Genomic DNA, 13,372 nt, shown 5'->3' on the forward strand with positions numbered 1-13,372 from the left:
ATGATGGAACATGCGAAGGTCAACATCCTCCTGGTCGACGATCAGCCGGCGAAGCTGCTGGCTTACGAGGTCATCCTGAAGGAACTCGGCGAGAAACTCGTAGTCGCCACCTCCGGGCGCGAGGCGCTCGAAATTCTGTTGAAGAACGAGATCGCGGTGATCCTCGTCGACGTCTGCATGCCCGAGCTCGACGGCTTCGAACTGGCGCAAATGATCCGTGAGCATCCGAGGTTCCAGAAGATTGCGATCATCTTCATCTCCGCCATCCAGGTGAGCGACTTCGACCGCCTTCGTGGCTATGAGATGGGCGCCGTCGACTACGTACCGGTTCCCGTCGTGCCGGAGGTGCTGCGCGCCAAGATCAAGGTTTTTGCCGAGCTCTATCGCAAGACACGCGAGCTGGAACATCTCAACCTTGAGCTGGAGGACCGGGTACGGGCCCGCACGGCCGAGCTTGAGCGATCGACAGCAAAGCTCGTCGAGAGCGAGCAGCGTCGGAGCATGGCGATCGCGGCCGGCAGGATGGGTTCGTGGGACTGGGACGGTGTCAATGGCGATTGGATGTGGGACGAGGGCCAGTACCGCATCTTCGGCGTCTCGCCTCAGAGCTTCGAGCTGAACACCGTGAACATCATGGCGCTCCTGCACCGGGAGGATGCCGAGCGTGCCCGCCAAGTGGTCGCGGAATTCAGCCGAGGCACGACATCGTATGAGGCTGAGTTCCGGATCAACCGGCCAGATGGCGAAGAACGCTGGTGCGTCGGAACGGCCGCAGCGACAACCGACAGGACCGGTCGCGTGATCCGCGTCAGCGGGGTCACGATCGACATCACCGAGCGCAAACGCGCCGAGGAACGCCAGAACCTGCTGACCCGCGAGGTCGATCATCGCGCCAAGAATGCGCTGACCTTGGCCCAGTCGATCGTTCGCCTGACAAAAGCCGACAGCGTGAAGACCTATGTCGACGCGGTAGAGGGGCGCATCAGCGCGCTGGCCCGCGTACACACCATCCTCTCGCTATCAAGCTGGGAAGGTGCGAAGATAAGCCGGTTGGTGGCCGAAGAACTCGCGCCCTATGCGACTGGCGGCCAGGTCGCTTTCGACGGCGCCGAGCTGCAACTCGAGCCGGCGACCGCGCAGACGCTGGCGCTGGCGCTGCACGAGCTGGTGACAAACTCGGCCAAATACGGTGCGCTGTCGGTCCGCTCCGGGCATCTCTCAGTCAAATGGACCATCGAGAATGAGCGCCTGGATCTGATCTGGATTGAAACCGGCGGTCCCTTGGTGCGCGCGCCGACCTCGCGCGGCTTCGGCACGCGCAGCCTGATGGCCAGTGTGGAAAGCCAGCTCGGTGGGCGCGCCTCGTTCGACTGGCGTCCCGAGGGATTGGTGTGCCGGCTGGTCGTCCCGCTCCGCCCCGGCGCGACCCCGCCGGAGATCACAAGCCCTTGCGCAACGGTGGCGCCGGGCGACGCACGACAACGCGCTGCGGGCTGACCGCTCCGGACGGCTCAGGCGGCCATGTCGCGCGAGATCCGGACCGGGATCGACTTGGCGGCGGGCACCTTGCTCCCCTCCGCGTAGTGCCATAGCGGAATCAATCCGTTGCATTCGGGATAGTAGGCCGCAACGCTGTAGCGCGGAATGTCGAACGCCACCGCCTGAAGCCCGCCCAGCGAGCGCGCCACGCCGTCATCGGCCTCGGTCGAAAGCCGAACCAGTTCGCCCTGCTTGATGCCCAGATCAGCCATGTCGCTCGCGTTCATGAAAACGATCTGACGGCCACCCGTGACGCCGCGAAATCGGTCGTCCTCGTTGTAGATGGTGGTGTTGAACTGGCCGTCGGCGCGCAAGGTCATCAGCTGATACACGCCATTGCCTTCCTCCGTCGGATTGAGTGCCGCCTTGGGCACGGTGAAGTTCGCCTTGCCGGTCGATGTCTTCCACTTGCGTTCGCGGGCGCCAATGGGCCGCGGAAAGCCGCCGGGCTGAAACAGGCGCTTGTTGAAGTCCTTGAACTGGTCGGGATAGGTTCGCTCGATGGCATCTCTGACGCGCGCGTAGTCGCCGACCCAGGCATCCCAGTCGACTCGCGGATTTGGCTTCAGGGTGGCCTTGGCGAGACCGGCGACAATGGCTGGTTCGGACAACAGGGTCTCGGCGACTGGCTGGCGCTGGCCGCGCGAGCCGTGAATGCAGGTAGTGGAGTCCTCCATCGAGACCGCCTGCTCTCCGCCCGCCTGCCGGTCGATTTCGATGCGGCCGAGGCACGGCAACAGATAGGTCACCTCGCCCGGAACGAGGTGACTGCGATTGAGCTTGGTTGCGATCTGCACCGACAGCCGCAGCTTCGACCATGCCGGCTCCATCAGCGAACGTTCCGGAACGGCGCGCAGGAAATTGCCGCCGAGGCTGACGAAGCCCTTCACGTCGCCCTTGATGATGCCCTGGCAGGCATCGACCGTGCTGAGACCGTCCCAGCGCGGCGGCTCGAAGGAATAAAGCTCGGCCAGCTTGTCGAGCGGCACCAGCTTGGTCTTCTCCGAGATTCCCACGGTACGCTGCCCCTGCACGTTGGAATGGCCGCGGACAGGCGAGATACCCGCCCCGGGCTTCCCGATGTTGCCGCGCAATAGCAGCAGATTCACGATCATCTTGGCTGTCTCGACGCCATGGCGATGCTGGGTAATTCCCATCCCATAGTTGGCTATGACGGCGCGTGAGCCTGCGTAGACCTTGGCGGCCTCCAGAATAGCGCTGCGCGTGAGGCCGGAGGAGCGTTCGATATCGCTCCACGACGCCTGCAGGCAGCAGGTTGCGAAAGCTTCGAAGCCGGACGTGTGCTGCTCGATGAAGGCGACATCGAGCACGCGCGGGCTCTTGGTCGCGACCGCGGCATCATCCGCCTCGATCACGGCCTTGCACAATCCGAGTAGCGCCGCACCATCGCCGCCAATGCGCAGCTGATGATACTGCGTGCTGATCCGCGTTGCCCCGGTGAGCACCATTTGAATGGGATTTTGCGGATTGGTGAAGTGCTCCAGCCCACGCTCCCGCAGCGGATTGAACGTGATGATGGGCACGCCGCGTTGTGCCGCCTTCTGCAACGGATGCAGCATGCGCGGCGAGTTGGTCGTCGTGTTCTGGCCGAAGAAGAAGAAGCAATCTGCCTTGTCGAAATCCTGAAGGAGCGCCGTACCGACGGGGACGCCAATCACCTCCGGCAGAGCCACTGATGTGGATTCGTGGCACATGTTGGAGCTGTCGGGAAAATTGTTGGTGCCGTACATGCGGCCGAACAACTGATACATGTAGCTGGTCTCGAGCGAAGCCCGGCCCGAGGTATACATCACGACCGAATGCGGATCGAGATTGTTCAACTCCGCGCCGACGTCACGAAAGGCCTCCTCCCAGCTCACGGCGACATAGCGATCCGCCGCAGCATCGTAGCGCAGGGGATGAGCAAGACGCCCTTGCTCTTCCAGCTGATGATCCGACCATGTCCGTAACTCAGCTAGCGTGTGCCGAGCAAAGAACTCCGGTCCGACCGTCTTGCCGGTGATTTCCCACGCGGTTGCCTTGGCGCCATTCTCGCAGAATTCGAACGGGTGCGGCTTTGCCGGCTTGGCCCAGGAGCAGCTGACGCACATGAAGCCGCCTGGCTTGTTCTGTTTGAGCAGGATCTCGCTGCCGAGCAGCGTGACCTCCTCCTGCGTCAGGATGCTCGCGACCGCGCGCACCGATCCCCAACCGCCGGCCGGAGCCTTGTAGTCCTCGATTTTTGCTTTCTCACTCACGACACATCTCCCGCGGCCCGTTCAAGAGCGGCAAACCCGGGATGAGCAGCGAAGTTCCGACGTCTCACTGAACGTTGCGAGGCCGTCGACCACTGGCCAATGTGCGATCGGGGGCGGAATTGGGAACGACCCAGCCCGCCGCGCGTCTTTTCTGGGCCTCTGGCGGCGTTCCCCCATTGCGCTGGAGGCGCTCCGTGTGGACTGCGGCCCAGCGTCCGAACACCTTCGGACGCTGGGCCCGTCCCCGCGCCCCGATCGCTGCGGACTCAGGCCGCATTGCGTTTGAGATGGCGGCCTTCCTTGACCTCTTCGATGATCTTGGCGCTGAAGGCTTCCAGATCGCTGGGATTGCGCGAGGTGATCACGCCCTGATCGACCACGACCTCCGCGTCCTGCCACTGCGCGCCGGCATTGGCGACGTCCGTCTTGATCGATTTGTAGGACGTCATCTTGCGCCCCTTGGCAATTCCCGTCTCGATCAGGAGCCACGGCGCATGACAGACCGCCGCAACGATCTTCTTGGCTTCGAAGATCTCCTTGATGAATCGCAGTGCCTTCGGCTCCAGACGCAGCAGATCCGGATTGATCTGGCCGCCCGGCAGCACGATGGCGTCGTAGTCCGCAGCAGAAGCCTGGTCCAAAGTCTTGTCGACCTTGACGGACCGTCCCCAATCTTTGTCATCCCAGCCTTTGATCTCGCCCGGCGCGAGCGAGATGATCTCGACGGTCGCGCCCGCCTGCTTGAGGCGATCGCGCGGCACTTCGAGCTCGGATTGCTCGAACCCGTTGGTCGCGAGGATCGCGATCCTCTTTCCCTTGATGTCCATTGAATTCTCCTGGAAATTCGACACCGCGGGCAACCTCGCGCTTGCGTCCATGTTCCGCCGGGCGGGCCGGACGGATCGTCACAACTGGTCGGTCGGATCGGCAATCTCCTGCGTGGAACCAGCCAGCACCTGCAGCAGTTTGTCTGGACGTGCCTGCCTCGAATGGACGGCCGGCTTTGAGCAGCGCGGCATCGCTGCCTCGATGGATCGCAATCTGGAGGCGCTCGTGCCCTACGCATTGTTTGAGAATGACGAACAGCTGACCCGTCCGTTTCGTACCGAGCGCGAGGTCTGGGAGGCTGCGGAACAGGCTGATCTCATCACGCTCGGCACGCACGGCGAAAAGATCCTGGACAACAATTTCGAGATCAAATCGTGCGAGGCTACCGCGGAAGAGCTCATGACCGTGCCGCCGGACATCGTCTTGCCCGAGGCTCGTACCTCCGAACCAGCGCCAACGACGGCAGCCAACAGGAAGTCGCAGGGTTCCGCACGCTCCAGCCAGGGTGCAACGGATCAGGATGAAGTCGGCTCGGGCGCGCCGAACAACGACCTGTCGCAAGCATCGAACCGCTGACGCACATCGGCCGATCAGAGCCCTCGCGTCCGGAGGGTCCGTTTTTCGCTCTGGCTCCAGATGACTGGCATCGCTCCGCGATGCTCCCAACGCCGCCAGCATCTCATGCGTGCCGGGCGCCCCGCTGCTTGCGAGGCAGCAGGCTCGCCTGCTCCACCTTGAGCTGCTCGCGCTGCTGCCGCAGCCGCTCGAGAGTTTGCAGCATGCGCTGCAACAGCGCCTCGGCCGCGGCTGTCGCCACTCCGGCTCGCCGCAGTTGCAGGATTTCACGACGCTGCCGCCCGACCTGTAGACGCATTCGATCGATCTCGTCTCGGACCCAACACAGATCGCGCATGGAGCACCCATAGGCAAGCATCGCTGCAATCTAGAACAAATCATGAACTTACGCAAGCCACTCCACAGGCTGGGGCATCCGAACTGATCAATGAGATCGAGACGCTCGCGGGGGACTGGAGCGTTCGTGCCCCAAGTAATCAGGACAACAGATCGACAAATGGTATTCCCATGTTGCCGATGCCGGCCTGGAGCCGTCGCGAATCAAGACCTGGTTGTTTAGTCTTCGCGGCATTTCGCGGGAGTGCACCATGGTTGCGGACAGTGACAGCAAGGTTGCCTGGCATCGCGCCCAGCTCAAAAAGAATCGTGCGGTCTTGAAGCAGATCGAGACGGCCCGGTTCACCGTCGGCGAGAGCGCCGACGGGAAAGCGCTGGAACTGACCAAGCGGCAAGTCGCTGAGCTCCAGCTCAAGATTCGTGAGTCCGAGCAGGTCATTGCCCAGCACGATAAGCAGACGCGACGCCCGCTGGCGACCGACCTGCGTAGTCTCTCCAACGTCGCCTGGCGCAACTGGACGGGCAACGGCCCGCGCTGACCGTGGGCTCCTGCTGCGAGTCAGTCGACGACATTCCGACGCACGCCTTCCACCCGAACCGTCGAGATGGTCGAAGGCTCGGACGGATTGTCCTCAGGCCTCCAGCGCCTCAGCCGCTCATCGCTCCTCCGGAGTGCATCGAGATCGATGCGTCCTTCCGCCCGAGCCTCCTTGGCGCAAGCAAGCACGCGATGGAACTGAGTCCCGTCATAGGCCACCAGCAAGAGATCGGCGCCGCCATTGAGCGCTTCCACGACGGCTTTGCACAGATCACGGCCATAGACCGCCCCCATCACCAGATCATCCGTCACGACCACGCCCTGATAGTTCCAGCGGCCGCGAATGAGGCCATCGAGCACGGCCTTGGAATGTGAGGCAGGCCGCTCTGGATCGATCGCATCGACCATCACGTGACCGACCATCATTGCCGCGTGCGAGCCCTGCAGCACTTGTCGGAACGGCCGCCAATCCGACTGTTCCAACACATCGACTGCCGTGTCGAGCTGTGCTGAGAAGTGATGCGTGTCCGCCGCGACGCGCCCCAGGCCAGGGAAGTGCTTCACCGCCGCGCGAACACCGCTTGCTTCCAGGCCGCGGACATAGCCAAGCGCGATGTCGCCGACCACCGTGGGATCGTTGGAGATCGCGCGCCGGCCGATCAAGGTGTGGAAGTCCAGTCGGTTGCGCGTCCAGCTCGGGCGAAGGTCGACGACAGGAGCCAGATTGAGGGTGATGCCCGCAGCCGCGAGCGCCTCACCTTGGGTACGTCCCATCGCGAACGCATCCTGCGCGCGGCGAGAGGCCGGCAGATCGGCCAGCGTCGCGAGGCCGGGCATGTTCGGCAGGGTCGGAGACAGGTGTGCGACAGTGCCTCCCTCCTGATCCGCCGCAACCAGCAGGGGCGACAGCCCGGCGCTCCGGCGCTCGGCCTGCAATCGCGCGATCTCGGCGCGCAATTGAGGCTCGGTCCGGCCACGTACGTTGTGGTGTGTCACATAGACGCCCGCGATCAATCCCTGTCGCGCCAGCGCGGCGGCGTCGTCCACGGCCGTGTAGCCGACGATGAAATGCCGGCCGAGCAGATGCGCCACGTCCGGGGGCGTGCGGAACGTCTCGTACTTGCGCCAAGCAAACATGAACTGCGTCGACGTCAGCATGATCAGCGGAACACACCATGCCACGACGAGAGCGCGTCCGGCGGCATCCCGCCGCCACCGACCGCCGAGCATCAGTAGCAGCGGAACGGCAAGTCCTATGAGAAGCAGGGCTGCGTGGCCACTGCCCCGCAGCCGAACCAGATAGGGCTCGTTGCTGTTCAGCGTGACGAAAATGAAGAGCAGAGCAAGAAGCCAGAGAACCGCGGTCCTGATACGTCCGAGCATGTGTGCAGCCGATCATCCCAAGGAGAGACGACCATTGCGTAACAACCACGCTTCCCCTGCGCCAGATGTGGAATCGCGTCTGCACGAAATCTGCAAACAAATCCTGAAATGCTGCAGACCGTCTCCGGCACCGCTGCACGCGCGGGGGTCATGCTCGCTTCATCGGCGGGCGCTGCCGACCGAGTCGTGATTCAACCAAGGACTACTTCAATGAAAGGCTCCGCCGACCTGACGGCTTCCCCAGAGGCATCTGAGTCCATGTGGCACAAGTTCATCATCGCGATCGGCCTGCTCGGGCTCGCCGACATCCTGCTTTACGACCAGACGCTAGGCCTCTCCTTCCCGATCTTTGCGGCAGCGCTCTTCGCAGCCAGCCTCCTCGCCAATCACGACCGGATCCACCGCCCGCGCGCGATTCTTGCGAATATCGTCCTCGTTGCAGGCCTGTTGCCCGCGATCGAGGACCTGACGACGTTGTCGGTATTGATCGTCGTCCTTGGGACGATATCGGCCGTCGCCCTGTCGACCGATCCGGCCGCCGAAGGACTTCTCGTGCCGCTGAGCGCAGCACGGCAACTTCTTCTGATCGGGCCGTTCCAACTGATCCCCGATACTTTGGCCACGCTTCGTGCCAACGATTTTACACGCATCGTGCTGACCTGGAGCATCCCCCTCGCCCTTAGCCTCGTCTTCATTCTCCTGTTCGCGGCAGCCAATCCCGTCATCGAGCAATGGCTCGACGAACTGCATCCTCAGCACATTGCGTCGAGCCTGAGCGTAGGCCGTCCCATCTTCTGGCTCCTGATGGTGTCCCTGATCTGGCCAATCATCAACTTGCGCTGGCGCCAACGAGGCAAGACGCAACGTCCTCCGATCGATCTCGATGGCGACCAGGCGCCGTCGGTCGTCAGCCCCCTCCTCAACCAGCAGACCGTCGTCCGCTCCTTGATTCTGTTCAACCTGCTGTTTGCGATCCAGACCGCCCTGGATGGCGTCTATCTGTGGGGACATGCGGCGCTTCCCAACGGAATGACTTACGCGACCTACGCCCACCGAGGCGCCTACCCGCTGATCGCTACGGCACTTCTGGCGGCCGCCTTTGTCATCGCCGCCGTCCGCTCGGGACAGGAGGGGTCGCGGCTCATCCGCCCGCTCGTCTATCTCTGGGTCGGACAGAACGTGATGCTGGTCGTATCCTCGATTCAGCGGGTCCACATCTATATCGAGAGCTATCTCCTGACGCAGTGGCGCATCGCGGCTCTGATATGGATGGCGCTGGTCGCCGTGGGACTGATCCTGATCATGGCGCGGATCATTCTGGAGAAGCCCAATGCATGGCTCGTGCGCATGAACCTGCTTGCGCTCGCGGCGACGCTCTACGGGTGCGCGCTGGTCAATTTCAACGGGCTGATCGCCGACTACAACGTGACCAACAGCCGTGAGGCAGGACGCAGCGGCTCCGCCATCGATAGCGACTATCTCTCCAGCCTCGGTACCCAAGCCCTGCCGGCCGTGCGGCGGGCCATGTTGCTGTTGCCGCAGGACGCCGGTCTGCCCCGGATCCACAACCGGCTGCTGGACCAGCAGCTGGCCGAAATGGCGTCGTGGCGATCCTGGAGTTTTCGCGGCTGGCGCTTGCAGCGCTATCTCGATAGACATCCTCTAACGCAGAATCCCAGTTGATGCCTCGCCGCGGAGCCCTGGCCGTGTCCCCCCGAATCCTCATTGTCGACGATGACGCGCATATCCGCGAGGTTCTGCGTGTCGCCGTGAGCAAGGCCGGCATGGCGGTGACGGAGGCGGCCGACGGTCGGGCCGCGCTGGTCAGGTTCGCCGAGGACCGGCCCGACCTCATCGTGCTCGACGTCGGCATGCCGGAGTTCGACGGGCTCGAAGTCTGCCGGCGCATCCGCCGGTCCTCGCAGGTGCCGATCCTGTTCCTGTCGGCGCGCGACGAGGAGATCGACCGCATTCTCGGGCTCGAGATCGGCGGCGACGACTACGTGACCAAGCCGTTCAGCCCGCGCGAGCTGGTTGCCCGCGTCAACGTCATTCTCCGCCGGGTCAACTCCGGTGCTGCGGATCGTTCGCTCGAACCGGAGGAGCTGGCGCACGGCAGGCTTCGTCTCGACCCGCAGCAGCATCTGGCGCGCTTCGGCGATACGCCGCTGACGTTCACAGCGCTGGAGTTCAGCATCCTGCGTACGCTGATGACGCGTCCTGCGGTCGTTTTCAGTCGCGAGCAGATTATGACCGCCGCCTATCAGCTCAACATCCAGGTCTCCGACCGAACGATCGACAGCCACATCCGCAACATCAGAGCGAAGCTCGCAGCCGCGCATTGCGAGGACGCGATCGAGACCGTCCATGGCGTGGGCTTCCGGCTCGGCCGCTGCGGCGCCTCATGATCGCGCCCAAGCCCAAGGCGAAATGGCGGCCGTCGCTGGGACAGATCGTCTTCGGCGTGCTGGCGCTGGTCGCCACCCTGCCCCTGGTCGGGCTGTTCTTCTTTCGCATCTACGACAACCAGCTGATCCGTCAGACACAGGCAGAGCTGATCGCGCAGAGCCGTGTGCTCGCGGCGGTCTTTGCCGAGGAGGTGTCCGCGCGCCTTGCCGCTGGCCTTCCGCTCGGCGCCGAAATCCCGCCCGAGGCACGGCCCGATTCCGCAGACGAGGTGACACCCATCCGTCCCCTACTCGATCTGCTGGCCAACGATCTGTTCGTCCGCCGCCCGGACGCCCGCGACGCGATCCATCCTGCGGATCCCGCCTATGTCGCGATTGGCGCGCGGCTGCTTCCGATCGTCAGGGAGACGCAGAAGGTCACCTTGGCCGGATTCCGTGTGCTCGATCCGCAAGGCGTCGTGATCGCCGGCCGCGATGAAATGGGCAAGTCACTCGCCCATATCGACGAGGTGGCTGCCGCCCTGAAGGGACGCTACAGCGCCGCGCTCCGCATTCGCATTCCGGACAAGACGCCGCCACCGATCTATTCGATCAGCCGCGGCGTCGGTGTCCATGTGTTCTCGGCCATGCCCGTGATCGTCGACGATCACGTCGCCGGGGTCATCTATACCTCGCGCACGCCCCGCAACATCTTCGAGCATCTTTATCAAGAGCGCGGCAAGTTCGTTGCCGCAGGCTCCGCCATCGTCCTCACGACGCTGCTGGTCGGCCTCGTCGTGGCACGCACGATCACACGGCCGATGCGCGAGCTGGTCGATCGCGCCGGCAGGATCGGACGCAACGATCCCGCCGGCTTCCGCCCGCTCGCCCATTACGGCACCCGCGACTTCGCCGAGCTCGCCGAGCACTTCTTCGCCATGGCCGAGCAACTGGCCCAACGCTCCAACTACATCCGGAGCTTTTCCGCGCATCTGACGCACGAGCTCAAATCGCCGTTGACCTCGATCAAGGGCGCAGCCGAGCTGCTGCTCGACTCTCTGGCCAGTCCTTCCGAGACCTTGACACGCGCCGAGCAGGAGAAATTCCTCACCAACATCCTTGGCGACGCCGACCGCCTCGCGGCGCTGGCCCAACGCTTGCGCGAGCTGGCACGGGCGGAGACGGTGTCGACGGTCGAGGCCGGTAGCATAGCCGAGGCCGTCAGCACGCTGCGAGCGCGTTTCCCCTCGACCGTCATCGAGACGTCCGGCCCGGTCGAGCGCAGCACCATGCTCCCGAACGAGACCGCGCTGATCGTGCTCACGCATCTCGTCGACAACGCCGTCCGGCACGGCGCCCGGCGCATCCGCCTCGAGGCCGAGGAGAGCAAGGAGATGCTGATCGTCATCGCCAGCAATGACGGCGATCCGATCTCGCCGGAGAACCGCGACCGCATCTTCGATGCCTTCTTCACGACCCGGCGCGACAGCGGCGGTACCGGCATGGGGCTGGCGATCGTGCGCGCCATCATGGCAAGCCATGGCGGCGAGATCTCGCTGCGGCCGGGCGACAACGGTGTTGCGTTCGAGCTGCGGCTGCCGATCGAAGGCCCCATGACGTCGACCTGAGATAGCGCAGTCTATTGGCGCCGCGTCAGAGTTGCCTCCCGTCGGTTCGTGGCAGCCGGCAATCCCCACCTCATTCAAGTCCCCGTCGGCGAAGATCTTCTCCCATTCGTTTGTATACGAGCAATGTATGCCACGGTGCCGCCGGCTGCATGGACCGGCCGAGAATGGCGCAGATCTGCATCGCAATTCGCAAATGACTTGGACCCGCGATCCGCGTAATCTTCGCCGCGATTGCACCATCGGCCAGCGTCCCCGCTTGGCCTTCGGGAGACCTTGATGAATTCGAGCCGTTTCGAGATCAGCCGCCGGACCGCCCTCCTGACCTCCGCCGCCATCGCCGCGAACGTGGTCAATCCATTCCGGGCCTTCGCCCAGGAGACCCCGCGCAAAGGCGGCGTATTCAACGTGCATTACGGCGCCGAGCAGCGCCAGCTCAACCCGAGCCTCCAGGCATCGACCGGCGTCTACATCATCGGAGGCAAGATCCAGGAGAACCTCGTCGACCTCGATGCCAACGGCCAGCCGGTCGGCGTGCTTGCCGAGAGCTGGGAGGCGACGCCGGATGGCAAGACCGTCACTTTCAAGCTGCGCAAGGGCATCACTTGGCATGACGGCAAGCCGTTCACGTCGGAGGACGTCGCCTTCACCGCGATGAACATGTGGAAGAAGATCCTCAACTACGGATCGACCTTGCAGCTGTTCCTGACAGCGGTCGACACGCCGGATCCGCAGACCGCGATCTTCCGCTACGAGCGGCCGATGCCGCTCAACCTGCTCCTGCGCGCGCTACCCGATCTCGGCTACGTCTCGGCCAAGCACATCTATGAGAGCGGCGACATCCGGCAGAACCCCGCCAACCTCGCCCCCATCGGCACCGGTCCGTTCAAGTTCGTGAAGTACGAGCGCGGGCAATACATCATGGCCGAGCGCAACACCGATTATTGGCGGCCGAACGCGCCCTACCTCGATCGCATCGTGTGGAAAGTGATCACTGACCGCGCCGCCGCAGCCGCGCAGATGGAGGCCGGCGAGTTGCACTACAGCCCGTTCTCTGGCCTGACCATCTCCGACATGGCGCGGCTCGGCAAGGACAAGCGCTTCATCGTCTCGACGAAGGGCAACGAGGGCAACGCGCGCACCAATACGCTCGAGTTCAACGTCCGCCGCAAGGAGCTGGCGGACGTGAAGGTTCGCCGCGCCATCGCACACGCGATCAACGTTCCCTTCTTCATCGAGAACTTCCTCGGCGATTTCGCCAAGCTGGGCACCGGTCCGATCCCGTCGACCTCGACCGACTTCTACCCCGGCGCCAATACGCCGCAATATCCCTACGACAAGGCCAAGGCGGCGGCGCTCCTGGACGAGGCCGGCTACAAGCCCGGCGCCGGCGGCACCCGCTTCTCGCTGCGGCTGCTGCCCGCGCCATGGGGCGAGGACATCTCGCTGTGGGCGACCTTCCTCCAGCAGTCGCTGGGCGAGGTCGGCATCGCGATCGAGATCGTGCGCAACGATGGCGGCGGCTTCCTCAAGCAGGTCTATGACGAGCACACCTTCGATCTCGCGACCGGCTGGCACCAGTACCGCAACGACCCCGCGGTTTCGACTACGGTCTGGTATCGCTCCGGCCAGCCCAAGGGCGCGCCGTGGACCAACCAGTGGGGGTGGGACGACGCCAAGATCGACAAGATCATCGATGACGCGGCGACCGAGGTCGATCCGGCCAAGCGCAAGGCGCTCTATGCCGATTTCGTGCGCGAGGCCAATACCGAGCTGCCGGTGTGGATGCCGATCGAGCAGATCTTCGTCACCGTTATCACGGCCAAGGCGCGCAACCACTCGAACACTCCGCGCTGGGGATCGTCGAGCTGGCACGATCTGTGGCTTTCCGCCTGAGCCGGA

11 protein-coding genes are annotated in these 13,372 nt (G+C 63.9%); 7 read left to right on the plus strand and 4 right to left on the minus strand.

What is annotated here, in order from left to right; genetic code table 11:
- The first annotated feature begins 3 nt into the window (after nt 1–3).
- Nucleotides 4–1,497 (plus strand): HWE histidine kinase domain-containing protein, encoded by a 1,494-nt coding sequence (locus tag QW868_RS00625; RefSeq protein ID WP_315797467.1) that lies wholly within the window; start codon nt 4–6, stop codon nt 1,495–1,497.
- A 14-nt stretch (nt 1,498–1,511) separates the two neighbouring features.
- Here QW868_RS00625 and QW868_RS00630 read toward each other — a convergent pair whose 3' ends face one another.
- The gene (locus tag QW868_RS00630; RefSeq protein ID WP_316229684.1) at nt 1,512–3,797 is read right to left on the minus strand and encodes an FdhF/YdeP family oxidoreductase; all 2,286 of its coding nucleotides are present in this window, start codon (nt 3,795–3,797) and stop codon (nt 1,512–1,514) included.
- 266 nt (nt 3,798–4,063) lie between these two features.
- Complete coding sequence (locus QW868_RS00635) at nt 4,064–4,624, minus strand: type 1 glutamine amidotransferase domain-containing protein (protein ID WP_316229685.1); 561 nt, start codon at nt 4,622–4,624, stop codon at nt 4,064–4,066.
- Between QW868_RS00635 and QW868_RS00640 the strand changes: the two genes are divergently transcribed.
- On the plus strand, nt 4,617–5,201 hold the full coding sequence (locus tag QW868_RS00640; RefSeq protein WP_316229686.1) for a hypothetical protein: 585 nt from the start codon (nt 4,617–4,619) through the stop codon (nt 5,199–5,201). The two genes, QW868_RS00635 and QW868_RS00640, sit on opposite strands and share 8 nt — an antisense overlap.
- Nucleotides 5,202–5,304: 103 nt before the next feature.
- Here the strand turns inward: QW868_RS00640 and QW868_RS00645 are convergent, their stop codons facing one another.
- A complete protein-coding gene (locus QW868_RS00645) occupies nt 5,305–5,499 on the minus strand; it encodes a hypothetical protein (protein ID WP_315797468.1) in 195 nt (64 codons plus the stop codon).
- A 289-nt stretch (nt 5,500–5,788) separates the two neighbouring features.
- On the opposite strand from QW868_RS00645, the gene QW868_RS00650 reads away from it, so the two are divergent.
- Nucleotides 5,789–6,076 carry a hypothetical protein gene (locus QW868_RS00650; protein ID WP_315738073.1) on the plus strand — a complete coding sequence of 96 codons (288 nt, stop codon included), beginning with the start codon at nt 5,789–5,791 and terminating at the stop codon, nt 6,074–6,076.
- A gap of 20 nt (nt 6,077–6,096) precedes the next feature.
- On the opposite strand, the gene QW868_RS00655 is transcribed toward QW868_RS00650, so the two are convergent.
- Entirely contained in the window at nt 6,097–7,458 is a 1,362-nt protein-coding gene (locus QW868_RS00655; RefSeq protein ID WP_316229687.1) for a glycoside hydrolase family 3 N-terminal domain-containing protein, read from the minus strand.
- Nucleotides 7,459–7,668: 210 nt separating this feature from the next.
- Between QW868_RS00655 and QW868_RS00660 the strand changes: the two genes are divergently transcribed.
- The 4 genes from QW868_RS00660 to QW868_RS00675 all read left to right on the plus strand — a co-directional run bounded on the left by QW868_RS00660 (nt 7,669) and on the right by QW868_RS00675 (nt 13,366).
- A complete protein-coding gene (locus QW868_RS00660; protein ID WP_316229688.1) occupies nt 7,669–9,141 on the plus strand; it encodes a DUF4173 domain-containing protein in 1,473 nt (490 codons plus the stop codon).
- A gap of 23 nt (nt 9,142–9,164) precedes the next feature.
- A complete protein-coding gene (locus tag QW868_RS00665) occupies nt 9,165–9,866 on the plus strand; it encodes a response regulator transcription factor (RefSeq protein WP_316229689.1) in 702 nt (233 codons plus the stop codon).
- Nucleotides 9,863–11,473 carry a sensor histidine kinase gene (locus QW868_RS00670; protein WP_316229690.1) on the plus strand — a complete coding sequence of 537 codons (1,611 nt, stop codon included), beginning with the start codon at nt 9,863–9,865 and terminating at the stop codon, nt 11,471–11,473. The genes QW868_RS00665 and QW868_RS00670 overlap by 4 nt, the downstream gene beginning before the upstream one ends.
- A gap of 276 nt (nt 11,474–11,749) precedes the next feature.
- Nucleotides 11,750–13,366 (plus strand): ABC transporter substrate-binding protein, encoded by a 1,617-nt coding sequence (locus QW868_RS00675; RefSeq protein ID WP_316229691.1) that lies wholly within the window; start codon nt 11,750–11,752, stop codon nt 13,364–13,366.
- The last annotated feature ends 6 nt before the right edge of the window (nt 13,367–13,372 follow it).

The organism is Bradyrhizobium sp. SZCCHNR1051 (assembly GCF_032489615.1).
In the GTDB taxonomy this organism is placed as follows: domain Bacteria; phylum Pseudomonadota; class Alphaproteobacteria; order Rhizobiales; family Xanthobacteraceae; genus Bradyrhizobium.